Annotated in this window: 20 protein-coding genes; 1 reads left to right on the top strand and 19 read right to left on the bottom strand. The window is 64.3% G+C overall.

The window, feature by feature from the left end:
• Positions 1-3 precede the first annotated feature (3 nt).
• The 3 genes from ACTU46_RS01505 to ACTU46_RS01495 are packed head-to-tail and all read right to left on the bottom strand — an operon-like array spanning position 4 to position 2,521.
• The gene (locus ACTU46_RS01505; protein WP_443378255.1) at positions 4-1,011 is read right to left on the bottom strand and encodes a HEAT repeat domain-containing protein; all 1,008 of its coding nucleotides are present in this window, start codon (positions 1,009-1,011) and stop codon (positions 4-6) included.
• A 3-nt stretch (positions 1,012-1,014) separates the two neighbouring features.
• Positions 1,015-1,656 carry a HEAT repeat domain-containing protein gene (locus ACTU46_RS01500; protein ID WP_443378254.1) on the bottom strand — a complete coding sequence of 214 codons (642 nt, stop codon included), beginning with the start codon at positions 1,654-1,656 and terminating at the stop codon, positions 1,015-1,017.
• 34 nt (positions 1,657-1,690) lie between these two features.
• Positions 1,691-2,521, bottom strand: a complete 831-nt coding sequence (locus tag ACTU46_RS01495; protein WP_443378252.1) for an EamA family transporter — start codon at positions 2,519-2,521, stop codon at positions 1,691-1,693.
• Positions 2,522-2,651: 130 nt separating this feature from the next.
• Here ACTU46_RS01495 and ACTU46_RS01490 point away from each other — a divergent pair, with 130 nt between their 5' ends.
• Positions 2,652-3,833: an HNH endonuclease signature motif containing protein gene (locus ACTU46_RS01490; protein WP_443378250.1), complete on the top strand. Its 1,182-nt coding sequence runs from the start codon at positions 2,652-2,654 to the stop codon at positions 3,831-3,833.
• On the opposite strand, the gene ileS is transcribed toward ACTU46_RS01490, so the two are convergent.
• From ileS to ACTU46_RS01410, 16 genes are all read right to left on the bottom strand, one after another.
• On the bottom strand, positions 3,805-6,999 hold the full coding sequence (gene ileS, locus ACTU46_RS01485; RefSeq protein WP_443378248.1) for an isoleucine--tRNA ligase: 3,195 nt from the start codon (positions 6,997-6,999) through the stop codon (positions 3,805-3,807). The genes ACTU46_RS01490 and ileS overlap by 29 nt on opposite strands.
• Positions 7,000-7,381: 382 nt before the next feature.
• Positions 7,382-8,515 carry a DivIVA domain-containing protein gene (locus ACTU46_RS01480; protein ID WP_443378246.1) on the bottom strand — a complete coding sequence of 378 codons (1,134 nt, stop codon included), beginning with the start codon at positions 8,513-8,515 and terminating at the stop codon, positions 7,382-7,384.
• A gap of 234 nt (positions 8,516-8,749) precedes the next feature.
• Positions 8,750-9,040: a YggT family protein gene (locus tag ACTU46_RS01475; protein ID WP_443378244.1), complete on the bottom strand. Its 291-nt coding sequence runs from the start codon at positions 9,038-9,040 to the stop codon at positions 8,750-8,752.
• A 115-nt stretch (positions 9,041-9,155) separates the two neighbouring features.
• Positions 9,156-9,605, bottom strand: coding sequence for a cell division protein SepF (locus tag ACTU46_RS01470; protein WP_443378242.1), 450 nt, complete (start codon positions 9,603-9,605; stop codon positions 9,156-9,158).
• 65 nt (positions 9,606-9,670) lie between these two features.
• Positions 9,671-10,378, bottom strand: a complete 708-nt coding sequence (locus tag ACTU46_RS01465; RefSeq protein WP_443378240.1) for a YggS family pyridoxal phosphate-dependent enzyme — start codon at positions 10,376-10,378, stop codon at positions 9,671-9,673.
• A gap of 17 nt (positions 10,379-10,395) precedes the next feature.
• Positions 10,396-11,118 (bottom strand): peptidoglycan editing factor PgeF, encoded by a 723-nt coding sequence (pgeF, locus tag ACTU46_RS01460; RefSeq protein ID WP_443378238.1) that lies wholly within the window; start codon positions 11,116-11,118, stop codon positions 10,396-10,398.
• Between the two features lie 11 nt (positions 11,119-11,129).
• On the bottom strand, positions 11,130-12,401 hold the full coding sequence (gene ftsZ, locus ACTU46_RS01455) for a cell division protein FtsZ (protein WP_443378236.1): 1,272 nt from the start codon (positions 12,399-12,401) through the stop codon (positions 11,130-11,132).
• A gap of 290 nt (positions 12,402-12,691) precedes the next feature.
• Positions 12,692-13,351 (bottom strand): cell division protein FtsQ/DivIB, encoded by a 660-nt coding sequence (locus ACTU46_RS01450; RefSeq protein ID WP_443378235.1) that lies wholly within the window; start codon positions 13,349-13,351, stop codon positions 12,692-12,694.
• Positions 13,352-13,355: 4 nt separating this feature from the next.
• On the bottom strand, positions 13,356-14,723 hold the full coding sequence (murC, locus tag ACTU46_RS01445) for a UDP-N-acetylmuramate--L-alanine ligase (protein WP_443379378.1): 1,368 nt from the start codon (positions 14,721-14,723) through the stop codon (positions 13,356-13,358).
• Between the two features lie 53 nt (positions 14,724-14,776).
• A complete protein-coding gene (gene murG, locus ACTU46_RS01440) occupies positions 14,777-15,946 on the bottom strand; it encodes an undecaprenyldiphospho-muramoylpentapeptide beta-N-acetylglucosaminyltransferase (protein WP_443378234.1) in 1,170 nt (389 codons plus the stop codon).
• Entirely contained in the window at positions 15,909-17,414 is a 1,506-nt protein-coding gene (locus tag ACTU46_RS01435; protein ID WP_443378232.1) for an FtsW/RodA/SpoVE family cell cycle protein, read from the bottom strand. The genes murG and ACTU46_RS01435 overlap by 38 nt, the downstream gene beginning before the upstream one ends.
• Positions 17,415-17,431: 17 nt before the next feature.
• Entirely contained in the window at positions 17,432-18,868 is a 1,437-nt protein-coding gene (gene murD, locus ACTU46_RS01430; protein ID WP_443378230.1) for a UDP-N-acetylmuramoyl-L-alanine--D-glutamate ligase, read from the bottom strand.
• Positions 18,869-18,989: 121 nt separating this feature from the next.
• Positions 18,990-20,099: a phospho-N-acetylmuramoyl-pentapeptide-transferase gene (mraY, locus tag ACTU46_RS01425; protein ID WP_443378228.1), complete on the bottom strand. Its 1,110-nt coding sequence runs from the start codon at positions 20,097-20,099 to the stop codon at positions 18,990-18,992.
• Between the two features lie 53 nt (positions 20,100-20,152).
• Positions 20,153-21,643 carry a UDP-N-acetylmuramoyl-tripeptide--D-alanyl-D-alanine ligase gene (locus ACTU46_RS01420; RefSeq protein WP_443378227.1) on the bottom strand — a complete coding sequence of 497 codons (1,491 nt, stop codon included), beginning with the start codon at positions 21,641-21,643 and terminating at the stop codon, positions 20,153-20,155.
• Positions 21,640-23,184, bottom strand: a complete 1,545-nt coding sequence (locus ACTU46_RS01415; protein WP_443378226.1) for a UDP-N-acetylmuramoyl-L-alanyl-D-glutamate--2,6-diaminopimelate ligase — start codon at positions 23,182-23,184, stop codon at positions 21,640-21,642. Before ACTU46_RS01415 ends, ACTU46_RS01420 begins: the two co-directional genes overlap by 4 nt.
• 86 nt (positions 23,185-23,270) lie before the next feature.
• Positions 23,271-25,208: a peptidoglycan D,D-transpeptidase FtsI family protein gene (locus tag ACTU46_RS01410; protein ID WP_443379375.1), complete on the bottom strand. Its 1,938-nt coding sequence runs from the start codon at positions 25,206-25,208 to the stop codon at positions 23,271-23,273.
• Positions 25,209-25,227 lie beyond the last annotated feature (19 nt).

Genomic DNA, 25,227 nt, shown 5'->3' with positions numbered 1-25,227 from the left:
CCCTCAGCGTATCTGTTCACCCTGGATCTTCAGTATCGCGGTCGCCGTCAGCGCCACCTGCCGGTTGGTGTCCGTCTGTAGTTCGCGGAGGATCTCGGCGACCTCCGCACCGGGGAACTCAGCCAACGCCTGGGTCAGTCGGGCCCGGGCCGGATCCCCCGGTGGGCGCTCCCGCAGCTCCCGATGAAATTGCCCGATCAGCGGTGTCCTCGTGGCCAGGTCACCACGGACGATGGTGGCCAGCGCTTCGGCGGCAGTGACATCGGAGTTTCCCTCGAGGAGCATGGCCAAAAGCTCCGGGATCGCCCGCGGATCGGCCTGCTGTGCCAGGGCGAGTGCGGCCAAGGAACGGACCTCCGGATCAGTGTCCTGCAACGCCTGGAATAGCCCGGGCAGGCGTTGACCAGACTCAGCGAGGATCCGCACCGCCCGACGCCGGATCTCGACATCACGAGAATCCAGCCCTCGGGCAACGGCCACCAGTGCCGGCTCCCCAGCCTGGAGCACCGCCCAGCTCAGGGCACCGGCAACGTTGAGATTGCCCTCCCGCAGGGCCGACTCCGCCAGCGCCACTGCCGGTGGGGCCGCCTGACCCCCGACTGAGAGTGCGGCGTTCTGCCGCTGGGCTGGCTCCGGGGAACGCAGCCCCTGCAGCAGTTCAATGACACCGAGCACCGTCTCCCAATCCGGTGCGCCCGCTGCCTGTACCGCCCGCAACCGGGAGAGCAGTTCCCGCTCCCGCAGCAACCGTTGCCGGGTATCAGAGATCAGCTCGGCGACCAGGTGCTGCGGATTAAAACCCGGATCCTCCAGTGCTCCCTTGACCTCCTGCAGGGACATTCCTAAAGTGCGCAGGCTCTCTATGTGGAAGATCCGGCGTAGGTCCGCTTCCCCATACTCTCGGTATCCGCCTGAGGTGCGCCCGGAAGGTTCCAGCAGCCCGAGGGATTCATAGTGGCGCAGCATCCGGGCACTGACACCGGTGCGGTGGGCGATCTCTCCGATCAACATGTCCTAATTGTCGAGGTTCGGCCCCAAGGCGGCAACCCGCTTCGCGGCTTCGAGATCGGCGAGGAAGTCAGCGTCCGGGTCCGACAACAGCTGCCAAGTCGCCTGGGCGTGGGCCTTCACCGCCGGATCCGGGTGCTCCCGGTGGCGCAGGATGATCGGCTCCGCGGCCTCCCCCAGTTCCGCCAGCACCCGGCTGAGGCTACGTTGGATCTCCGGGGTGCCCTGCCCCAACTCCCGGGCTAGTTCCCCGGCGAGCCAGGTGGTCTCCCCCGCCGGGACCACCGCCAGTGCGGATCGCCAGGCGGTCGAGGCTACTTCTACGTCGGGGTCGTGTAATAGCCCGGTGTGCAGCGCAGGCCAGGTTGCCGGGTCCTTGATCTTGGACAGGGTGTGCAGTGCCTGGCTCCGTGCCCGGGGGCGGGGGTCTGCCAGCTGCTCGAGCAGCACCGGAACTGTGAGCTGTGCGGGCAGTCGGGTCAGGGCCCAGGTGAGCATGTCCCGGACGAAGAAGTCCGGTTCGACGGCGAAGCGCTGCACCAGCGGTTTCAGGTAGCCGGGATCCGGATGGGTGCCGGCGGCGAGGGCGGCCCGAAGGCGCGTCGAGGGCTCGGGGGCGGCGAGGGCGGCAATCAATGTCGTGTTCATACCCTTGAGTACACCGCCTACCACTGTGTGAAGGTCAAGGCTTTCGCAATGCGACGGCCACAACCACTAACCCGATTCCCGCTGTTTCCGCCGGGGACAGCCACTGTCCCAGTGCCAGCGCCCCGATCACCGCCGCGACCAACGGGAGGATCGCCTGCAGCAGCGCGAAATAGGTCGAGCCCGCCATCCGCAGCACAATCTGATCGAGGCTATAGGGTATCGCCGCGGAAAGCAGTCCCAGACCGGCGGCCAGACCCAGCACCTGCATTGGCGGCATCTCGACGGTGGCCGGCCACAGCCACAGCATCAGGGGCAGCATCACCACCGCCGCCCAGAAGAAACCCGTGGCCATCGAGGAACGCGAGGTGGCCACATCACCCGAGATCCGGGATCCGACGACAATATAGGCCGCCCACAGACCACCGGCGAGCAGAGCGAAGAGAATGCCGTCCGCCGAGCTGGACCAACTCGCCCCCGAGATCACCAGCACACCGATCCCGGCCAGTGCCAGCGCGGCCCAGTCACGCGCTGAACGCGACCCCCAGGCTGCCACCAAGATGGGGCCGAGGAATTCGATGGCCACTGCGGTGCCCATGGGCAGCCGGGCGATCGCCTCATAGAAGGTCATGTTCATACCCAGGGTGACGATGCCGTACACCGCCGCCCGGAAACCGGCCTGGCCGATGAAGTCCCGCAGCTGAGGTCGGTTGAGCACAATGAGGATCACCGCGGCGGCGGCGATACGGAACCAGGCGACGAGCACCGGCGGGAAGATGTTGAACAGTCCCACCGCGATGGCGGCACCGGCGTAGAGCGAAACCCCGGAGATGACCATGACCGCCGGAGAAAGCACTCGGTTGTTCATGTCCGCGAGTTTAGCGGCCCGTCAAACCGGGCCAGACAACAGCTGTGGAGAACTCCGGTGTTCCACAGTTTCCGTGTCGGGGCCGGTGACGCGACTGTTCCCGGGGGTCGGGGCCGTTAACCTCCGGGGCATGGGAATTGATGAGTTGCTGGCCGCCGTGGCCACCCGGGGTGTGGAGCTGGCGCGTTACTGCCACTCGCTGACCCGCGGCAGTGCGCGGGCCCGGCAGCTGATCGCAGATCGCTTCGCTGTTCCCGGTGCCACGGCGGGGCGGTGGCTCAACCTCGCCCGCGAACTCTTCGGCCCACTGGCGCCGGCCGGGGAAAAGCTGCTTCGCGACGCCACCGTCGCCCACGCCGAGACCTCCGAGCTGAGCATCGATGTCCTCCTGGTGATCAACTCCGCGCTGCGCCACCGGTTGCCGGGAGCTCCGCTGAGCCGGGAGCAGCTTCGCGCAGAGTTGGTGGCCAAGGCCGGTGGCATGGGCGTCGATGCGGTGAAGACCATGGCCAATGCCCGGATCCGCGAGATCAACCAGGGTGTCGACGCCGCACCCGCCCCCACCCGCCGCTACTTCCGCGCCTCCGGGTCGACTGATGCCCGCGGGATGCGTTACGCCACGGTATGTCTGCCCGAGGCTGATATGTCGACGCTGGTGCGCTCACTACACACCCGGGCCCAGCAGCTGCGTACCTCAAACCGGGAGCTGAGCCACCAGCAGGCCATGGCTGACGCCCTGATGACCCGGGCCGGTGGCGCCGACCCCGGCTCCCATTGGCTGCAGCCCGCAGTATTGATGACCATGGATGACCTGAACGGTCGTGGCGACGGGACCTTCGCCACGACCAACGGAACGTTGATCACCGCTGCGGAATATGCGGCGCAAAAGCTCGCCCCCTATGGCCTATGTCTGGTCTACGACAAGGAGGCGCAACCAGTGGATCTGTTCCGCATCCGGCGTATCGCCAGTGATAAGCAACGGGCGCTGATCTCACTCGATCAGCTGCTGTGCACTGACCCGGACTGCACGCATACCGCAGCCACCTGCCAGATCCACCATATTCAGTCCTGGGCCCGGGGTGGGCAGACGAATCTATCCAACCTCGTCGCGGCCTGCGCCACGCATAACGCCCGGAATGACGATGACCCGACCCGACCGCGCAACGGACGTCTGGTCCGATGCCCGGACACGGGCCGGGCGGGGTGGGAACCACCTGACGGGGGTCCGATCAGGTTCAATCCCCATCCAATCACCGCCAGATCAGGTCGGAGCTGGGCGCTGTCTAGGACCGCTTCGTCACGGTCGCCGTGACGCCCTTGAGGACCTCGTGTGCCTTCACACCGAGGTCCTCCTCAAGGATCTCAAATTCGGTCGCGAGCACCTCAGCGGCGATGTGAGCGGCGTGCAGATTAGCCCACTCGCGCTTTTCAGCCGGGACCGAGAGCTTGACGCTGATCCGGTCAGACACCTCGAAACCGGAGGCCTTGCGGGCGTCCTGTAGGCCACGGATGGCATCGGCGGCCCAACCCTCGGCCTCGAGTTCCTCGCTCAGGGTCATGTCAAGGACGACCAGGCCGTCTTCGCCGTCGATCTGGGCGGTTGAGTCCGGGTTCGCGGCAACCAGTCGCTCGCTGAACTCACCGGTCTGCAGCTCGATGCCATCGGCGATCACGGTCTCACCTTCTCGGGTGTAGTTGCCGGATTTCACCGCCTTGATGACCTTCTGGACGTCGCGGCCCAAACGCGGTCCGGCGACCTTGGCGTTGACGACGACCTCGAAAGTACCCACCGAGTCCACGTCATCGGTCAGCTCGATCTCCTTGACGTTGACCTCATCGCGGATGATATCGGCGAATTCGGCCAGCTTGGCGGAATCAGGCAGCGCCACGGTCAACTTCGGCAACGGCAGTCGGTTGCGCAACTTGTGGGCCTTGCGCACCGAAGAAGCGGCCGAGCAGACACCACGGATGGCGTCCATGGCGGCAACCAGGTCGGAATCGGCCGGGATGGCAGCGGCCTCCGGGTAGTCGGTCAGGTGGACCGAGCGGCCACCGGTCAGTCCGCGCCAGATGACCTCCGCGAGGTAAGGCAGCAGCGGTGCCGCCACCCGGGTCAGGGTCTCCAGCACGGTGTAGAGGGTGTTGAAGGCCTCCGGGTGCTCGTCATCGCCCGCCCAGAAACGGTCACGGGAACGACGCACATACCAGTTGGTCAGGGCATCGGAGAAGCTACGCACTTCATCGCAGGCACGGGAAATATCGGTGTTGTCCAGGGCCTCTGAGACATCGGCCACCAGGTCGTGCAACTTGGCCAGGATGTAGCGGTCGAGGACATTGGTGGAGTCCACGGACCATTGTGCTGGCTTGGAGGAGTAGAGCTGCAGGAAGGTGTAGGCGTTCCACATCGGCAACAGTGCCTGGCGGACCCCCTCACGGATGCCCTGCTCGGTGACGACCAGGTTGCCGCCGCGCAAGATCGGGGAGCTCATCAGGAACCATCGCATGGCATCGGAGCCATCCCGGTCAAAAACCTCGTTGACGTTGGGATAGTTTCCCTTGGACTTGGACATCTTCTGACCGTCATCGCCCAATACGATGCCGTGGGCCACGACCTTCTTGAAGGCGGGACGGTCAAACAGCGCCACTGAAAGTACGTGCAGCAGGTAGAACCAGCCGCGGGTCTGGCCGATGTATTCGACGATGAAGTCCGCCGGGGCGTGATCCTCGAACCACTCTTTGTTCTCAAAGGGGTAGTGGAACTGCGCGAACGGCATGGAGCCGGAGTCGAACCAGACGTCAAGGACGTCGGTGACCCGGCGCATGGTGGATTTTCCGGTCGGATCATCCGGGTTCGGTCGGGTCAGTTCATCGATGTCGGGGCGGTGCAGCGACTTCGGGCGGACACCGAAGTCAGCCTCGAGTTCCTCGAGGGAGCCGTAGACGTCTACGCGCGGGTACTCGTCATTATCGGAGACCCAGGCCGGGATCGGGGATCCCCAGTAGCGGGAACGGGAGATGTTCCAGTCGCGGGCACCTTCCAGCCATTTGCCGAACTGACCGTCGCGGACGTGGCCCGGCATCCACTCGATCTCGGTGTGGTTGAGCTCGACCATGCGGTCGCGGATGGATACCACATCGACGAACCAGGAAGGCAGCGCCATGTAGATCAGCGGCTCACCGGAACGCCAGGAGTGCGGGTAGGAGTGCTCGATGGTGGCGTGGCGGACAACCCGACCCGCCGCCTTGAGGTCCTTGATGATGTCCTTGTTCGCGTCGAAGACCAGCAGCCCGGCATAGTCCGGGACCAGGCTGGTGAACTTGCCGTCCATGTCGACAGGGATGACCACGCCGATGCCATTAGCCTTGCAGATGGCCATATCGTCCTCACCGAAAGCCGGAGCCTGGTGGACGACACCGGTGCCGTCCTCGGTGGTGACGTAGTCGGCCAGCAGCACGCGGAAGGCGTTGTTCTCGGCTTCTTCGGCGAAGTAGTCGAAAACCGGCTGGTAGGTGAAGCCGGCGAGCTCGGCACCGGGGAGGGTGAGCAGCACCTCGGCGTCTTCGCCCAGTTCCTTGGCATGCGCCCCTCGGAGAGCATCGGCCATGATCAGGGTCTGGCCCGCGAACTCAGCCACCCCGGACTCGCCCACCTTCACGGCGGCGTAATCAACCGCAGGGTTGACCGCTAACGCCAGGTTGGAGGGCAGGGTCCAGGGGGTGGTGGTCCAGGCGATGAAGGCGGCGTCGGAAAGTTCCGGGTGCGCGGCGAGAGTTGCCTCGGCGGCGGTTCCGGCATCAGCACCGGTGACCGGCATCGTCACGGTCAGGGTCGGATCCTGGCGCATCTTATAGGAGTCATCCAGGCGGGTCTCCTGGTTCGACAGCGGAGTGTGCTCGGCCCAGGAATAGGGCAGCACGCGGAAACCCTGGTAGATCAGGCCCTTGTCATAGAGCTGCTTGAAGGCCCAGATCACGGATTCCATGTAGGACAGGTCCATGGTCTTGTAACCGTTCTCAAAGTCCACCCAGCGAGCCTGTCGGGTGACGTATTCCTCCCATTCTTTGGTGTACTGGAGGACAGAGGAGGCACAGTACTCGTTGAACTTGGCCAGACCCATCTGCTCGATCTCGCCCTTGTCCTTGATACCCAGCTGCTTCTCGGCCTCAAGCTCGGCGGGAAGACCGTGGGTGTCCCAACCGAAGACGCGGGGCACGTGGTAGCCGCGCATCGTCTTGAAACGGGGGACGATGTCCTTGACATAGCCGGTCAGCAGGTGGCCGTAGTGCGGCAGGCCGTTGGCAAAGGGCGGGCCGTCATAGAAGACGTACTCCTCGCAGCCTTCACGCTGCTTAATCGAAGCTTGGAAGGTCTCGTCCTCATCCCAGAACTTGAGGACGTTTTCCTCCATTTCGGGGAATCGGGTAGACCCACCAGACAGGTCCACCTTCGGGTAGACCCCACCTACGGATTCGCTCATTGGCGTCGACAACTCCTTCTATTCACCCACAACGACGGACTGCAGGGGCGCCATCCCCAACTGGGGACGCGCGGTACCACCCTGCTTGGATGAGCGCACCGGAAAGTACGCTCATCCCACTTCATTGTGTGGCGAAGGTATGTCACGGTCCTACCCGTCCGGCTCTACTGGGTCACCGATCGGCGACTGTTCTTCCGGATGCTCCCCGGTGATGGCCGGATCTTCGCGTGGACGCCCCCAGGATCAATCAGCCGGGACGTTACAGCTGCCAAGTGTAGCGCACCGATTCGGAAGTTTCGGAATCACTATGAAGAAAAACACCGCACTCCCCCGCTACCCGGTGAGGGGCTGCGAGGGAGTGCGGTGGAGGTGGTCTCAGAACTTAGTTCTGGCGCTCCGGCTCACCCTGCGGAGCAGAGGAACCACGGCTGTCGAGCTCGTCGAGCTGGCTCTGCAGCAGGGTCTTCAGGCGGGTGCGGTACTCGCGCTCGAAGACACGCAGCTCGGAGATGCGGGTCTCCAGGGCGGTCTGCTGACGCTTGACCGTGGACATGATCTCGTTGTGCTTACGCTCGGCGTCGGCCTGCAGGGCAGCGGCCTTCTCCTCAGCTTGACGGATCTGTGCCTCGGCGCGGGAGTTAGCCTCGTCGATGGTGTTCTTGGCTTGGGTGTTCGCACTGTCGACGGTGTTCTTGGCCTGGGTGTCAGCCTCGGAGAGCTGCTTCTGGGACTGCGCCTCAGCCTCGGAAACCAGGGTCTTGGCGCGGGTGTCAGCCTCGTTCAGCTGCTTCTCGGCGGCGTTGCGGGCCTCATCCAGCATGGACCGGGACTCAGCCTGCGCCTCAGTGGTCAGGCGGTCAGCCATCTCCTGGGCCAGGCCCAGGACCTTGGCGGCCTGCATGTGGGTGTCAGCGCTGGCGACACCGACTGCGCCGACGGCGGCGGTAGCAGCAACAGGCTTCTGGGAAGCTGCAGCCTTGGCGGCTTCGGCGTCCTTGCGGGCGGCCTTGGCTTCTTCCTGAGCCTTCTGCAGCTCAGCCTTGGCGGCTTCGGCGTCCTTGCGGGCGGCCTTGGCTTCTTCCTGAGCCTTCTGCAGGGCGGCGGTATCAACACCGGACTTGGTGTTGTTCCCCGTGGCTGCATCCTTGGCCTTGGCGGCTTCCTTGCGGGCCGCCTCAGCCTCAGAGCGGGCCTTCTCAAGCTCCGTCTGATTCGATTTGCGTGCCTCGGTGAGCTTGGCGTCGTACTCGGCGCGGATCTTCGCTTCTACGTCCTTGCGGACGGCGGCCTCATCAACGGAAGCAGCTGAGCCACCAGCGGCAACAACGCCACTCTTCGGAGACTTCTCAAGTTCTTCGGAGTGCTGGCGCAGATCGTCATTTTCTTCCTGCAGCTGAGCCAGTGTGTCCTCGACGAGATCGAGGAACTGGTCAACCTCGTCTTCGTTGTAGCCACGCTTGCCGATCGGCGGCTTACTAAAAGCGACATTGTGCACGTCTGCTGGTGTCAGCGGCATTAGCGTTCCCTTCGAGTTCTATCTGTCCCATTGACAAGTTGTAGGGCGTTCCCACACTTGAATTTCACATCATAATACGTTGTTTAAGGCCCGAGTCTACCCTGCAACACTCCCCCCTGTGGCCGAGCCGCACCGAGAATTCTCTTCGGGGGGTCGAAATCACGCAGATTCCCTCCCTACCTCAGGGGCCCCATTGGCCACTTCAGCCACGGTTTCCCCAGGAACGGGGGCGGATCAGAAAAAGACCGCCTGCACCACAATCTGCAGGACCATCACGATGAAGAAGAGCACGATGACCGAGATATCGAGGGCCACACCGCCCATCCGAACCGGCGGAATCAGCTTGCGTAGTGCCTTCACCGGCGGATCGGTGATCTGGAAGATCGGCTCAGCGATGAAGATGAACCAACGCGGTGGCTGGAAGTTGCGCGAGAAGGACTGGATCATCTCGATCACCAGGCGCGCAATCAGCAGGAGAACAAAGATCCGGAGGATCACATAAAGGATAATTCCGATGAACGTCACGGGACCGAGCCTAATGCACTGCCCCCGTCTGATGCGAGGCCGGGGATTCAGCGACAAGTACCCCGCCACAAAGGACGGGGTACTTCAAACCATCAGATGACTGCCGCGCCCGGTGTTAGCGCAGGCGAGCGGCGCGTTCGAGCTCACGCTGGGAGACGTTGGCGGTCTCCGGAACGATGGCGAAGACGCGGCCCTCAACCTTTTTCATGGTGCCACGCAGCGCGAAGCACAGGCCGGCGGCGAAATCGACCAGGCGGGTGGCCTCAGCCTTGTCCATGTCGCTCAGGTCAAAAACCACGACGTCGCCATCGCGGAAAGGCTCACCGATGCGGGCGGCTTCCTTGTAGGAGCGCAGTTCCACCGGAACAATGGTGGCGGCGTAGGAGGCCGGCTCCGGTGCCGGTGCCGGTGGGTAGTCCTCGTAGTCCTGGCGGGGTGCGTGGGCATAAGCCGCAGAGCCCTGGGTCTCCCCGTAACGGCCGCCTTCGGAGTAGTAGGCATCGTCCTGCTCCATGTCGATGGGAGTAAGACCGAAAAATTCTTTGGCGCTCTTCATGATTGACATTGCGGTGTCCCCTTAACAATGTGTGAGATTATGCAGCTTGCGGCAGTTTCTAGGCGGATTGCTGTCTACCGTAGCGGCCTATTTCCGAATATAGCCGTTCCGACACGCACGATATCGGAGCCCCCGCAAATCGCTGTCTCCAAATCCCCGGACATCCCGGCAGAAAGCCTGAGTCCCTCCCCCAGCCCGTCCCGGATTCCGGCGGCCCACGCGAACACCGCTGCGGGATCAGCTCCCAAGGGCGGCACGCACATCACCCCGGCCAGCTCGAGATGCTCCGACTCCCGCAGCACTGCCGCAAGCTTATCGACGTCCGCGGCTACCGCACCTCCACGGGACGTGTCACCGTCAGCGCTGAGCTGAATGAAGCAGGGAAGAACCGGGCTGCTCCGCTCGCCGCGCTCCAGCGCCAGGGCCATACCGCGCTCCAACCCGAGGATGAGCTTCTCACTGTCGATGCTGTGCACCGCCGCTGCCCAGCGTGCCACCGAGTTCGCCTTCTTGCTCTGGATCTGTCCGATCATGTGCACCTGCGCCTCAGGCACCGCCGCCGCTTTGACACGGGCCTCCTGTTCGCGGTTCTCCGCGACCACCGGGTAGCCGAGCTCCACCAGATGGCGGAGATCTTCGGCGGGATGGAACTTACTCACCGGGAGCAGCTGTACCTTCTCCCCCTCCCGGCCGGCCTTGATCAGCGCGGCGTCGATACGTTCCTGTACCCGTGCGATATTGCCCGCCAGTTCTATGCGGCGGGCACCTTTCTCAGTGTTCAATTCGCTTCCTTAATGTTCTAGGGCAGCCACACCAGGCCGGCCTGGCGCCCGGTGGTGCCCTCACGGCGATAGGAGAAGAAGGTCTCGTCCTCGATGGTGCAGCGCGGATCCGAGTCGATAGCGCTCACCCCCAGGCTGAGCAGCTGGCGGATCAGCCCGGCCCGGACATCGACTCCCCAGGTGCCCTTGGTGGTGCGGGTGCGGGAACCGGGGAGCTTGGACTCGACATCATCCGCCATCTCCTTCGGGACCTCATAGTTCTTTCCCGAGGCGGCCGCCCCCATCAGGACATGGATCCGGGCCGGCTCCGCCCCGAGCTCCAGCATCTTCGCCACGGTCTTTGCCAGCACACCGTTGCGTGCCCCCATCCGACCGGCGTGTACCGCGGCGATGACCCCGTTGTGGTGGTCAGAGAGCAGCACCGGGACGCAATCGGCGACCAGAACCGCCAAGGCGAGCCCTTTGGTGGTGCTCACCAGCGCATCCGTGGCCGGGACCGGAGCTTCCTGCGGGGTTTCCACCACGCTCACGGTATTGGAATGGAGCTGTTCCATCCACACCAGATTGCGCTCGGGTAGCCCGATGGAGTCCGCCAGCCGGGTTCGGTTCGCGGCCACCGCCGCGGGGTCATCCCCGACGTGATCTCCCAGGTTGAAGGAGCCATAGGGGGAAACGGAAACCCCGCCCGCTCGGGTGGTGAACACCTTGCGGACGGGGCGAAAATCCTCATTCAATGCCATGAGCTGGCATTTTAGCGCATAAAGCTGGGCACGTCGAGATCATCATCGCCATCATCACGGCGGTCCTGGTAACGCTCCTCCCGACGGGAATCACGGTAGCGATCCTCGCTGGAGGTGAAGAGACCACCATTGGCCGGACGCTCCTCATAACGATGACGGGCGCTGGCGGCACGATCGCCGTAGGGGCTACGCTCCTCGCGGGGCTCGGCCTGGCCACGGTCACCGAACATGGAGTCACGGTCCGGGTTGATGGCGTTGTTCGTCGGTGCCGGAGTGACCGGCTCGGGAGCCGGGGTCGGCTGCGCCGGCGCCTCTGGGGTAGAGACCGTCGAATCAGCGGTACCGTCGAAGCCCGTGGCGATGATGGTCACGCGCACCTCGTCACCGAGATTGTCATCGATGATGGTACCGAAGATGATGTTCGCATCCGGATCGGCCTTCTCCTCCACCATGGAGGAGGCCTGGTAGACCTCGTGCAGTCCCAGGTCGGAACCACCGGCGACTGAGAGCAGCACACCCTTGGCACCCTCCATGGTGGACTCCAACAGCGGTGAATTGATGGCCTGCTCCGCAGCACTCATCACGCGGTTGTCACCGCGAGCGGAACCAACGCCCATCAGGGCAGAACCGGCATCCGACATGACGGAGCGAACGTCCGCGAAGTCGACATTGATCATGCCGGGGGTGGTGATCAGCATGGTGATGCCCTGGACACCGTTGTGCAGCACCTCATCGGCGGCACGGAAGGCCTCCATCATGGACAGCGAGGCATCGCCCAACTCGAGGAGTCGGTCATTCGGAATCACTATGAGAGTGTCACAGACCTCGCGCAGTGCCTCGATGCCCTCGAGTGCCTGGCGGGTACGACGCTTGCCCTCGAACTTGAAGGGGCGGGTAACGACGCCGACGGTCAGAGCACCCATCTTCTTGGCGATGTTGGCCACCACCGGTGCCGCGCCGGTACCGGTACCACCGCCCTCACCGGCGGTGACGAAGACCATGTCCGCGCCCTTGAGGGTTTCCTCGATCTCGTTCTTGTGGTCCTCAGCGGAGGTACGTCCGACGTCCGGGTTAGCCCCGGCACCGAGACCACGGGTGGCCTCACGGCCGATGTCAAGCTTGACATCGGCATCGGAGAACATCAGGGCCTGGGAGTCGGTGTTCACGGCGATGAACTCAACACCCTTGAGGCCCTCCTCGATCATGCGGTTGACGGCGTTAACGCCGCCGCCACCGACACCGACGACCTTGATGACGGCGAGGAAGTTGTTCGGAGAGGTCATAAGGGTATGTCTCGCCTTTCAAAGAGAGTGTGCTGTGCAAAGCTTCAGTTGTTTCCGGCGGAGGGGGAAACCCGCTGCCAGTGCGCATGTTCTATATCATCTTGCAAAACCTGCGCGAGTTGTCGGACATTTGCAGCGGCGTGTCGATCCTTCAACCTCTACTTTAGGGTTGTGACGTGCACAGACCGACCCCGCCAGAGTTCCGGAGCAACTCCGAAACCGTGTCCCGTCCACCCTAGCGGAACCAGGGACGCAGCGGACCACGACCGGCACTGAGGCTCCCCCACCCGTCACCGCACCGTCACCATGGTGGGGTTGGAAATGTTCCAGTGCTGCCCCTCCCGGCCCAGCACCGTCGCCATCGCCAGGGCCTTGTCATGGTTGTCTGTGTTAGCACCCCAGTAGACGCTGCGACCGTCATCGAAGTGGAAGGTGATCTCCAGTGCAGAAGGCACCTCTACCCGGTCCACCTGCTCCCGGATCACCGGATCCACCGCGGAAACCACTTCAGCGACCCCCACCAATTCTGCGGGGTCATCCGTGGCGGAACCGGTGACCTCCACCGCTTCGGCCGGCGGTTCAGCGATGAGGAAAGGTACCCCTGATTCATCGATCAGGCGGGTGCCCTCGCCGCTGTCGGTGAAGAGTACGGCGTGACGTTCGGTGACCTCGACGGTAATGGTCGAGGGCCAGTTCCGAATCACGCTGACGGACTTGACCCAGGGGGAATCCGCCACCGCAGTGGCGGCCGCCGCCACATTGACCTGCAGCATATTCTCGCCGGTGCTGATTCCCGCGACCTCCTCGACCTGTTCCACCGGAAGGTGCTTGGTGCCGGTCACGGCAATATTTTCGACCTTGAGGATCGGTACCGACCAGGCCACGCCGAAAGCTACCGCCACCAGTACCAGGAGGGACAGCAGTGCCAGGCTGATTTTCTTCCAGGGCATCCGGTTACTTCGCCAGTTCCTCGAGGATCTCCGCCGCCTGCAGGGTCACGGTACCCGCGCCCATGGTCAGCACCAGGTCACCTGGCTGGACGATCTCGCGGATGACACCGGCCAGCGCCGAGAAATCCGGCTCATAACGGACGGTTTCCGCGGTGACCTTATCCGTGATGATCCGGGAGGTCACCCCCTCAACAGGCTCCTCGCGGGCACCGAAGATCTCCAGCAGCACCACCGCATCCGCAGCCGAGAGCTCGGCGGCGAACTCCGTGGCGAACTCAATGGTGCGCGAGTACAGGTGCGGCTGGAAGGCGACAACCACGCGACCATGTCCTTCCACCTCCACCCGCTGACGGGCAGCGGAGATCACGGCGGCCACCTCAGTCGGGTGGTGGGCGTAATCATCATAGACTCGCACCCCGGCCACCTCGCCACGGTATTCGAAGCGGCGGCGGACACCGCTGAAGTCACTGAGCCCGGCCACCAGCTGCTCGAGATCTCCCCCGGCGAGATATCCGGCGAGGAGGGCGGCCGCACCGTTGAGGACCATGTGGGTGCCCGGGGTCTGAAGCACCGGGTGGAACTCGCGGCCGTCGATAAGCACCGTGGCCCGGGAGCCAGCTTCGGTGACCTCGATGGCGGTGACCTCGGCGCCGCAGATGATGCCCGGATGCTTTGCGACGGCCGCGCTGGTGCCGTAACCGCGCACCTGCACGCCGCGCTCCAGGGAGCGCTCGCCGAGCGCGGCGGCAGCCTCATCATCGAGGCAGACAACCAGGTAGCCGGAATCACTGATCAGGTCCGCGAAATCATCGAAGACCTTGAAGTAGCTCTCGGCATCACCGAAGAAGTCCAGGTGGTCGGGCTCGATATTGGTGACCACAGCAATATCCGGGCTATAACGCAGCAGCGAAGCATCCGATTCATCGGCCTCAGCGACGAAGGCCGCCCCGGTGCCGTGATGGGCGTTGGTTCCCGAACGGTTGAGCTGGCCGCCGATGGCGAAACTGGGGTCCATCGCCGCTGCCTGCATCGCCACCACCGCCATGGAGGTGGTGGAGGTCTTACCGTGGGTTCCGGCGATGAGCACCTGGGTATGATCTGACATCAGCTCAGCCAACAGATCAGAGCGGCGGATCACGGGGATCCCCTGCTCCTTGGCTGCCACCAGTTCCGGATTATCGGTCGGAATCGCCGCGAAGGACGTGACCACGACGCTCGGCAGTTCTCCGGAGATCCGGAGATTTTCGGCGGCGTGGCCGATGGAAATCTGCGCCCCCATGGCACGCAGCGCCATCACCGGGCGGGAATCCTTGACATCAGAACCGGAGACAGTGCCCCCTCTGGCCAGCAGAATACGGGCGACACCCGACATCCCCGCTCCACCGATGCCGATGAGGTGGACACGGGACAGATCAACGGCGGTGCTCACGATGGTTGTTCTCCTGGACTATTTAAAACGGATGTACGGGAAAGCTTGAGATCATTGATGATGCGGTCTGCGAGGATCGCCGACACCTGGCCGGCATCACTACCGGCAGCAGCGGCAGCCATCGCATTATAAACCTCGGAATTATCGAGGATACCCCTCACCTGGACCACCATCTCGGCGGCATCGAAGTCCTCATCCCGGACCAGCTTCGCGGCGCCGGCCGCCACCACCGAGGTGGCGTTGAGTGCCTGCTCACCATTGCCGTGCGGCAGCGGCACATAGACCGCCGGAACGCCGGCGGCGGTGATCTCAGCAACGGTCATCGCACCGGCGCGGGCCAGGATCAGGTCCGCCACCCCATAGGCGGCGGCCATATCGTCGATATAGGGCACCGCGACATAACCCGCGAGCTGCCCGGCAAGCTCAGGGGCCTCATTCTTCCGGCCATAGGCGTGGAGCACCTGGAAACCCGCGGCACACAGCTGTGCCACCGCACCTGCGGTGGCCTCGTTGAGGGTACGTGCCCCCTGGGACCCACCGGTGACCAGGATGGTGCTGCGGGAGGATGCCAGACCCCAGTGCTCCCGACCCCGCTGGGCGGCCTCACCCGCGCGGTCCCCACTGATCCCGGCGCGGATCGGAATCCCGATGACCTCACCCGGCATGCCGGAATTGGCCACCGCATTAAATCCGGTACCACCGAGGCGGACGCCCAGCTTATTGGCCATCCCGCCCTTGGCGTTGGCTTCATGAACGTAGAACGGCAGCTTCAGGCTGCGGGCAGCGAGGTAGGCCGGCGCCGAAACATAGCCGCCGAAACCAATCAGCGCATCAGCCTGGACATCCCGGAGGATCTCCTTGGCCTGATTGACAGCCTTGCGCAGATTCAGGGGCAGCTTGAGCAGCTCCACGCTGGGTTTGCGGGGAACCGGAACCGGATCGATCAACCGGAGATCAACACCACGGGCCGGAACCAGATCCACCTCCAGTCCCCGGTTGCTCCCCAGTGCGGTGATCCGCGCACCGTGTCTCTCCTTAAGTGCCTCAGCGACCGCCAGGGCCGGTTCGATGTGACCGGCGGTGCCGCCACCGGCGACCACGATCGAGAAAGTGTGCTCCACCACGATCTCAGTCTCTCTTTCTGCGCTGCCCTCGGTAGCGCTCATCAATGGGGTCCGGACGACGACGCTGCGGTGCCTGTGGGACCCGTGGATCTGTCCGGGAATTCCTCGACTTGACGCTACCACCGGCAGTGGCCTGCGGGCGTCGGGTGACTGGGGCACCGAAGCGGGCGGGCCGCTCGCTGGGACGTGGGGCCTCCTGCCGGGCATCCTCAGGCCGGGGTTCGCCCAGGAAGGTCAGCCGGTCAAAGAGCGGACGGCCATAGGACTTCATCGCCGAAGCGGTGGCCGGCTCATGACGTGCGACGCTGGCCAGCAGCCCCATCGAGCCCAGGGTGATGATCGCCGAGGTACCACCCGCTGAAATCATCGGTAGCTGAATTCCGGTGACCGGTAGCAGACCAACGACATAACCGATGTTGATGAAGGCCTGGGTGACCACACCGGCGGTCAGGGTCGCCGCCATCAAGGCCTGGAACTGGTCCTGTGCCTTCAGTGCGGTCTGGATACCGAAGTAGGCCAGGGCGCCGAAGAGTGCGATGACCGCCGCCCCGCCCCAGAGACCGAGTTCCTCGCCGATGATGGCGAAGATGAAGTCATTCTTTGCCTCCGGGAGGTAGAACCACTTCGCCCGGGACTGGCCCGGCCCCACCCCCAGCAGGGAACCGTCCGCCAGGGAGAGGAATCCCTGGTAGGACTGGAAGGCCTGCCCCTGGGTGTCCTCGAAATTTCCCAGCAGGGAGTTGAAGAAGACCTCGAACCGGGCCGAACGGAAGCCACCACCCATCAGCACCGCAGCCATGGCTGCAGCGCCGGCGATGACGGCCCCGATCACCCACTGCATCTTGACCCCGGCGAAGATCAGCAGCATCATCACCGTGATGGCGAAGGTCACCGCCATACCGAGGTCACCCTGCAGGAAGATCAACAGGCCCATCAGACCCGCCACTCCGGAGAAGATGATGAAGGGGTTGCGCCAACCACCCTGATGGTTCCGGTCCGCGAGGTAGGCGGCACCCCAGACGGCGATGGTCACCTTCGCAATCTCGGAAGGTTGCAACTGAAGCGGGCCCAACATCAGCCAGGATTGTGAGCCCACCTCTTCTCGTCCGGTACCGACACCCGGGATGAGTACGGCGATCAGCATGAGAATGGTCAGGAGGAGTAGCCAGGGCGAGATCTTGCGGATCAGCCCCGGGCGCATCTTCAAGGCAACCCAGAAGGCCACGAAACCCAGGAAGACCATCAGTGCCTGACGGGAAGCGATCCCCCAGGCGGTACTGCCCTCCTGGATGGACCAGGTCATTGAGGAAGAGAAGACCATGACCAGGCCGATGCCGGCGAGGGCGAAGACCAGCAGCCGGATGATCAGGTAATCCAGGCCCGGCTGACTGTTTCGGTCGCGGGTCATCTGCCGGATGACCGTTCCGACCCGGTGCAGCAGACCGGGGCGACGCACCGGATCAGGTTCGCTGCGCCCGGTCCGTGATGGTTGCGGTGTCCTGATGCTCATGTCCTCTCCCCCTGTGCTCAGACGTTCTCGGTGGATCCGGAAGCACCGGTTTCCACCATGATCTCACGGGCGGCGGCGGCGAAGAGGTCACCGCGCTGACCCATGCCGGTGAACATGTCCAGCGAAGCCGCGGCGGGGGCGAGAACCACCGTGTCCCCCGGCTGCGCGATCTCCACCGCCCAGCCCACCACCTCGTTGAGGGCGGCGGCGGGTTCGGCGGCGGTGCTCAGCCGCACCGGCACCTGCGGCGCGAAGCGCGACATCGCCGCCGCGATGAGGGGGCCATCAACGCCCAGCAACAGAACTGCCTTGAGCTTCGGGGCGTGGGTGCGGATCAGGTCATCGACCTCCGCCCCCTTGAGCTGGCCACCGGCCACCCAGATCACCGAATCCAGCCCCGCCAGCGCACTGTCTGCGGCGTGCGGGTTGGTGGCCTTGGAGTTGTCGATGAAGCGGACTCCCCCGACCTCGTGGACCACCTGTCCGCGATGCCCGGCGACCCGGAACCCCTTCAGCGCGGTCGCGATCTGCGTCGGGCTGATCCCCTGCGAACGGGCGATCGCAGCGGCGGCCAGAGCATCAAGGACACCGGCTGGGCCATCGGGTTCAATACCGTCAACCGGCGCCAGCTGCAGCTGCTCACCGGCACTGTTATCGATCAGGAAACCCCCGGCCACCCCAAACTGTCCGAGTTCGGGCTCCCCTAATGTGAAGCCACGCAGCCTCGCCGGAGCAATGCCAGCGGCCTGTGCCACCACGCGGGGATCATCGGCACCGATCACGGCCACCGCTCCCCCCAATACCTTCGCCTTGGCGGCGGCATACTCGGCAAAATTGCCGTGCCAGTCGATATGATCCTCGGCGAGATTGAGCAGGACGCCGGCATCCGGGGTCAGCTGGGAGGACCAGTGCAGCTGGAAGCTGGAGAGCTCGGCCACCAGGATCTCCACCCGCTCGGGGTCGATCAGGGCATCAGCCACCGCCACGCCGATATTGCCCACAGCCAGGGCCCGCCGCTCGCCCTGCGCCATCATCGCCTGCAGCATTGCGGTGGTGGTGGTCTTACCATTGGTTCCGGTGACCACCAGCCAGGTGCGCGGCGATCCGAAGACACCGGCACGGTCCAGCCGGTAGGCCAACTCCACATCGCCGATCACCTCGCGGCCGGCGGCCGCGGCGTCGAGAAGCAGGGGTGAATCCGGGCGCCACCCGGGCGAGGTGACCACCAGTGAGTACTCCCCCATGTCGGCGCGAGCCTGATCCACGGGGATAGTGGTCGCGCGGCCGGAGGTGGCACTGCTGACCTTCTCACGGGCGGCCTCGTTGTCATCGGCGACGACGACGGTGACCCCCAGGTCAGCCAGGAGAACCGCACAGCCGATTCCGGAGACCCCTGCCCCGGCGACCAAGACCTGACCGTTGAGTTCCATCGGAAGAATCGGATTGGGGCTCATGAGATTTAAGCTGTCCTTCGTTCTCGGGAGTGCACGTGTTGGATATTGCGCTATTTAAGCGGTGGAGAAAGAGCAGAACCGGGGCGCCCGCGGTGCGGTGCGCCCCGGTGATTCAAGGATCTTAGGGGATGAACAAACCGGCGACCGACAACCACTCACCGTAGAAGATCGCCGATCCCAGGAGCGCGGCCATCGCGGCGATCAGCCAGAAGCGGATGACCACTGTGGTTTCCGCCCAACCGCCGTTCTCGAAGTGGTGGTGGAAAGGTGCCATGCGGAAGACCCGCTTACCGGTGGATTTGAAGGAGGCCACCTGGATGACCACGGAAGCGGCCTCCATGACGAAAAGTGCGCCGATGACGACCATCAGCAGTTCGGTGTGGGTGGTCACGGACAGTCCGGCAACCAGACCGCCCAGTGCCAGGGAACCGGTGTCACCCATGAAGATCTTCGCCGGGGCCGCGTTCCACCAGAGGAAGCCCAGGACTGCGCCAAGTCCGGCGGCAGCCAGGATCGCCAGATCCAGGGGGTCGCGGACGGAGTAGCAGCCCGGCTCTACATCCATGGTGCAGGAGTTGCGGAACTGCCAGAAGGCGATGACGGTGTAGGAGCCCATCACCAGCGCGGTGGCGCCGGCCGCGAGGCCGTCAAGGCCATCGGTCAGGTTCACGGCGTTGGACCAGGCACTGACCAGGATGTACATGAAGATCAGGAAGATGATGGTGCCGATGATGCCGCCACCGATGGCCAGGTCGATGGTCTCGATATCGCGGATGAAGGAGAGATGGGTACTGCCCGGGGTCAGTCCCTCCTCATCGGGGAACTGCAGGATCAGCAGGCCGAAGGCCAGTGCCAGCACCAGCTGGCCGAGCAGCTTCGCGGTCTTGTTCAGACCGAGGTTGCGCTCCTTGAAAAGTTTGATGAAGTCATCAGCGAAGCCGAGGGCACCCATGCCCAGGCTCAGGCCGAGGACCAGCAACCCGGAGACGGTGAACCCGCCGGCCCCGGTCACCTGGCTATAGATGCCGGTCACCAGATAGCCAACGACGATGCCCGCCAGGATGGCGATGCCACCCATGGTCGGGGTACCTCGCTTGCGCAGGTGGGACCTCGGCCCGTCCTCACGGATCTCCTGGCCTTTGCCGGCCGAGCTGAAGTAGCGGATCAGCACCGGAGTGGTGAAGATCGCGACGAGGAAGCTGACTACTCCCGCGATGATGATCTGGGTCAAGAGGACATCCTTCGGCTAGTGATATCGGGTGAGTGACGGGTCTTTAAGTGGGTTCAGGCGGAACCGGTCGCGAGCAGTGCCTCGGCCACCCGCCACAGACCCTGCGAGTTCGACGCCTTGACCAGGACGACATCGTCCCGGGAGAGCTGGTCCCGGAGCAGGTCGACGGCGTGGTCAACGTCGTGCGCGATCTCCGTAGTTATACCCTGTTCCTCCGCCGCAGTGGCCATGGCATGGCATGCCGGGGAAGAACCAACCGCAATCAGGTGGTGGATGTGGTGCTTTCCCAGTATCTTCCCCAACTGCCGGTGGGCGGTTTCGGCGCCCCGCCCCAGCTCCCCCATTTCGCCGAGGACGGCGAAACTGTGGGCCTCAGGGCGGGCGCTGATGGTATAGGCCAGCGCGGCAATACCGGCTCGCATGGAATCAGGGTTCGCGTTATAGGCGTCATTGATCACCGTGACCCCGTCCGCCCGGGTGTTCACGTCCATCCGGTGAGCCGAGGCATTGGTGTGACGGCTCAGGGAATCGGCGATCTCCGGCAGACTGAGCCCGGATTCCAGCCCCACAGCCACCGCAGCCAGGGCATTGGAGACCTGATGCTCGCCGAAGACCCGCAGCTTCACCGGAACTGGTGTCTCGCCGGGGGCGTGCACGGTGAAGGAGGCGCGGGCGACGTCGTCCAGCCGGATTCCGGTGGCATAGATCTCGGCGCCGCGGGCCGGCGGGGTGGCTGCGGAATAGCGCAGCACCTTGGCGGTGGTGCGCCGCGCCATCCTGACGACCAGTGGGTCATCGGCGTTGAGGACCGCGACCCCACCGTCAGCGGCGCTGGGCAGTGCTTCCACCAGCTCCCCCTTGGCCTGGGCGATATTCTCCCGGGAGCCGAACTCACCGAGGTGGGCGGAACCCACGTTGAGGACCACACCGATGCGCGGTGGGGCGATCTTCGCCAGGTGGGCGATGTGCCCGATGCCGCGAGCGGAGAGCTCGGAGACCAGGTTTCGGGTGCTGAACTCACAGCGCAGCGCCGTATAGGGATGGCCGATCTCATTGTTGAAGGAGCCGGGCGGGGCCACAGTAGGGCCCTGCTGCTCAAGGACGGTGGCAATGAAATCCTTGGTGGAGGTCTTGCCGGCGGAACCGGTGATACCGACGATATTAAGTCCGGTCTCGACGGTCAGCCGGGTGGTCACCGCCTTCGCCAACGCCGCCAGGGCTTCAAGCACCACAGCCGCGGAACCATCCTCATCATGAGCGAAGATCTCAGCGTTGCCCTCGGGCCGGCCCCTGGGCGTGACGACGACCGCGGGTACCCCGACCGGACGGGCCGCCAGGACACCAGCGGCGCCATCGGCGATGGCCTTGCGCGCGAAATTGTGCCCGTCGACCCTGGCCCCGGCCAGTGCGATGAAAAGTCCGCCGGCGACCACCTTGCGGGAATCGAATTCCACGCTCCCGGTCACCAGGGCGTCCGGGTCATCCACATCATGGAGTTCTCCGCCGACGATCTCAGCGATCTCGGCCAGCGAAAGGGAAATCATGCCTGCTCCTCGGTCATCTCTGAAGTTGTGGGGAGGATCTCACCGAGTGCCCGGCGGACTTCCTCCCGGTCGTCGAAGTGATGGTTGACACCCTTGATCAGCTGGCCGACCTCGTGTCCCTTGCCAGCGACCACCACGGCATCGCCGGGCTGCGCCCAGGTAATCAGGGCGTCAATGGCTACGGCCCGGTCAGGAATCTCCCGGATCTCCGGTTTCCGGCTCAGCTCAGCTGCGGCTTCGCGGGCACCGGCTACGACAGCAGCGCGGATCGGGGCGGGTTCCTCATCACGGGGGTTGTCATCGGTGATGATCACCAGATCAGCCCGACGGGCAGCTTCCGCCCCCATGATCGGACGTTTGGTGGCATCCCGGTTCCCACCGGCACCGACGACCACCCCAACCCGGCCCTGGACCTGACCCCGGAGGGTGTCGAGCACCGCAGCCACAGCGGCCGGCTTGTGGGCGTAGTCGACCACGGCGATGAAGTTCTGACCGGCGTCGATACGTTCCATCCGGCCGGGAACCGCGACATCGTTGATCCCCCGGATGAAAGCCTGCGTATCGACGCCCGCGGCGATGGCGGCGCCGAGCGCCAGCGTGGCGTTAGCGATGTTGAACTCACCCGGCAGCGGCAGGGATACCTCGAGGGATGCTCCCCCAGGCAGCGTGACGCGGAAGTTCTGGGCACCGGTCGGATCCACCTCGGGGCTGGCTGCCGAGACATCGGCGGCACGTCCCCGGGTGGCCACCGTCATCGGTGCGGCGGCGATCCCGGCCATCTTCTGCCCCCAGGCATCATCAATGCAGACGACCGTGCGTTTCGCCGCCAGCTCCGACTCCGGCCGGAAGAACAGTGCCTTGGCCTCGAAATAGTCCGCCATCGTCGGATGGAAATCAAGGTGGTCCTGGGAAAGGTTGGTGAAGGCGGCGACATCGAAATCGCTGGCGGCCACCCGCCCCAGGCTCAGCGCGTGACTGGAGACCTCCATGACCACATGGGTGACCCCCTGCTCGAGCATCCGGCGGAACAACGCCTGCAGCGTCGGTGCCTCCGGGGTGGTGAGCTTGGTGGGCACCGGCTGCCCGTCGATCCGGGTACCGGTGGTGCCGATCAGACCGACCTTGTGTCCGGCGGACATGAGTCCGGCCTCCAGCAGGTAGCTGGTGGTGGTCTTGCCGGAGGTGCCGGTGACCCCGATCAGGATCAGTTCCTTCGACGGATCCCCATAGACTGCCGCACTAATCACCCCGAGGTACGCACGAACATCTTCGACCACCAGGACCGGGCGGGTCTCCCCGGCCGCCTGCAGGATCGCCAGGCCCGCGGCATCGGTCAGCACCGCTGCGGCCGGGGTGTCCGCCGCATAGCCGGCACCGTGGGTGCGGGTTCCCGGGAGAGCGGCGAAAAGTCCGTTCTCCGGCAGGCTCGCAGAGTCCAGCGCGATGTCCGCGATCGCCACGGCAGCAGGGTCGGGGCAGTTGACCAGATGATGGGAGTCAGCGGGGAGGAGCTCTACGAGCTTTCCGAGAGTGGTTGCCATAAGTGTCGCTCCTTGAATGAGACGGGTCGAGGGGATTCTGGTGGTCCGGGCTGTCAGCGTGGGTGGCTGAGATCGGGCGGGTACTCTTATTGTCCCGCTTGGAGGACGAGCTGTCCCTCCATGGGTGGGGAGGTCGGGATATTGTCACGGTCCAGCAGCCAGGAGGCGATGTCATTGAACAGTGGTGCGGCCGTTCCGCCGGCGCCACCATCAGTGCCACGCTCCGGTTCATCGAGCATGATCGCAACCACGAAGCGGGGATCATCGGCCGGGGCGATGCCGGCGAAGGTGATCCAGTACTGACTCATGGAATAGGCGCCGGTATCCGGGTCCACCTTCTGGGCGGTACCGGTCTTACCGGAGATCTGGTAGCCATCGATGGCAGCCTGCTGCCCGGTACCGGACTGGATACCGGAAGGGTCGGTTTGCACCACAGAGCGGAACATGTCCACCGTGGTCTTAGCGGCTTCTGGGCTGACCACCTGGGTCCGCTCCGGTTCCTCCTGCTCGATGAGCTCGCCATCCGGACCAGTGGCCTCCTTGATGATGCGCGGTTCGATGCGCTCACCGCCGTTGGCCAGGGTCTGGTAGATGCTGGCCATCTGCAGGGTGGTCATGGACATGCCCTGACCGATCGGCAGGTTTGCGAAGGTACCGCCCGACCACTGTTCCAGCGAGGGCAGCAGACCAGCGGATTCATTGGGCAACTCAATGCCCGTGGACTCCCCGACCCCGAACTTGGTCAGGTACTCAGCGAACTTCTCCTCACCGATACGATCGGCGAGCATCAGGGTGCCCACGTTGGAGGACTTACCGAAGATACCGGTGGTGGTATAGGGCACGACGCCGTGGTCCCAGGCATCCTTGACCGTCACCCCTGACATGTGGATACTGCCCGGCACCTGCAGAACCTCATCAGGAGTGGTCAAACCCTCCTCGATGGCAGCCGCGGCAGTGATGATCTTGGCCACCGAACCCGGCTCAAAGGGGTGCGAAATTGACGGGTTACCGAATTCCTTGCCCTCCTCCAACTGCTTTTCCAGGTCACCGTTAGGGTCGATGGTGTCGGTGTTGGCCATGGCCAGCACCTCGCCCGTCTGAGTATCCAGGACAACTGCGGAGGCGTCATCGGCCAGCGAGTTGGTCTTGGCCTGTTCCAGCTGTTGCTGAAGATAGGTCTGTAGGTCCAGGTCCAGGGTCAGGGTGACGTTGGAGCCATCCACTGCCGGAACCTGATCGCGGAGACTGCCGGGGATCACCTGACCGGTCGCGGAGACATCCTCCGTGGAACGCCCGTTGACCCCGGAAAGCAGTGGGTCCCCGGAGGCCTCGAAACCGAACTGTCCCTGACCGTCCATCGACACCTTGCCCACGATGTTCTGGGCGATCGCCCCATTGGGGTACTGGCGGATGTCCTGGTGATCAGCGGCCACACCGTGGAACTCACCGGCGATGTCGGTGGCCACGTCCGGATCGACATTGCGCACCAGCACCTCATAGTGGGTCTGCGCATGTAGCTTCTCGAGGATTTCCCGCTCGTTGACACGACTGGATTCCGCGCCGGAGTCCTTGATCATCCGGGGGATCTCCGAAGACATCTCCTTGAGGACATCTTCGACCCGGGAATCGAGTTCAGCGTTGAGCGCGTCCGGACTCAGGCCCTCGGACTCACCCGCCATATCCATCGACAGATTCTGCTGCTGACGCAGCTCACTACGCAGCAGGATCGGCGAGACCGTCAAGGAACGTGCCTGCATGGTGAAGGCCAGCTGATTTCCCTCATGATCGGTGATCTGGCCACGGCGGGCCGGGTCGTTGTATACCCGGGTGCGCTGCTGCTCAGCGAGCAATGAGAGCTCAGGGCCCCAGATGACCTGTACCCAGGCGAGTCTGGCGACCAGAGCGATCACCACCACCACCACCACGAGGATGGCCACCCGGAGGCGGTTGCCCATCTTGGCCCGTTGGATTTCCCCTGGGCCTGGTCGGTAGCTGCTCCCCTTTTTCGGCGCAGCTGCCTTCATGCCCAGCGATTCCGCCCGG

The sequence above is a fragment of the Corynebacterium sp. A21 genome (assembly GCF_052266655.1).
Lineage (GTDB): Bacteria > Actinomycetota > Actinomycetes > Mycobacteriales > Mycobacteriaceae > Corynebacterium.
Note: the sequence above shows the minus strand (reverse complement) of the source record. Positions and strands in the feature narration are given on the sequence as shown.

Coding starts and splice junctions, on each gene's coding strand:
- ACTU46_RS01420 (WP_443378227.1), bottom strand. CDS start 21,643: ATGATTTCCCTTTCGCTGGCCGAGATCGCTGAGATCGTCGGCGGAGAA.
- pgeF (WP_443378238.1), bottom strand. CDS start 11,118: ATGGCATTGAATGAGGATTTTCGCCCCGTCCGCAAGGTGTTCACCACC.
- ACTU46_RS01495 (WP_443378252.1), bottom strand. CDS start 2,521: ATGAACAACCGAGTGCTTTCTCCGGCGGTCATGGTCATCTCCGGGGTT.
- ftsZ (WP_443378236.1), bottom strand. CDS start 12,401: ATGACCTCTCCGAACAACTTCCTCGCCGTCATCAAGGTCGTCGGTGTC.
- murC (WP_443379378.1), bottom strand. CDS start 14,723: ATGTCGGGTGTCGCCCGTATTCTGCTGGCCAGAGGGGGCACTGTCTCC.
- ACTU46_RS01505 (WP_443378255.1), bottom strand. CDS start 1,011: ATGTTGATCGGAGAGATCGCCCACCGCACCGGTGTCAGTGCCCGGATG.
- ACTU46_RS01500 (WP_443378254.1), bottom strand. CDS start 1,656: ATGAACACGACATTGATTGCCGCCCTCGCCGCCCCCGAGCCCTCGACG.
- ACTU46_RS01450 (WP_443378235.1), bottom strand. CDS start 13,351: ATGCCCTGGAAGAAAATCAGCCTGGCACTGCTGTCCCTCCTGGTACTG.
- ACTU46_RS01435 (WP_443378232.1), bottom strand. CDS start 17,414: ATGAGCATCAGGACACCGCAACCATCACGGACCGGGCGCAGCGAACCT.
- ACTU46_RS01415 (WP_443378226.1), bottom strand. CDS start 23,184: ATGGCAACCACTCTCGGAAAGCTCGTAGAGCTCCTCCCCGCTGACTCC.
- murG (WP_443378234.1), bottom strand. CDS start 15,946: ATGAGCGCTACCGAGGGCAGCGCAGAAAGAGAGACTGAGATCGTGGTG.
- ileS (WP_443378248.1), bottom strand. CDS start 6,999: ATGAGCGAATCCGTAGGTGGGGTCTACCCGAAGGTGGACCTGTCTGGT.
- ACTU46_RS01480 (WP_443378246.1), bottom strand. CDS start 8,515: ATGCCGCTGACACCAGCAGACGTGCACAATGTCGCTTTTAGTAAGCCG.
- ACTU46_RS01410 (WP_443379375.1), bottom strand. CDS start 25,208: ATGAAGGCAGCTGCGCCGAAAAAGGGGAGCAGCTACCGACCAGGCCCA.
- ACTU46_RS01470 (WP_443378242.1), bottom strand. CDS start 9,605: ATGTCAATCATGAAGAGCGCCAAAGAATTTTTCGGTCTTACTCCCATC.
- ACTU46_RS01490 (WP_443378250.1), top strand. CDS start 2,652: ATGGGAATTGATGAGTTGCTGGCCGCCGTGGCCACCCGGGGTGTGGAG.
- murD (WP_443378230.1), bottom strand. CDS start 18,868: ATGAGCCCCAATCCGATTCTTCCGATGGAACTCAACGGTCAGGTCTTG.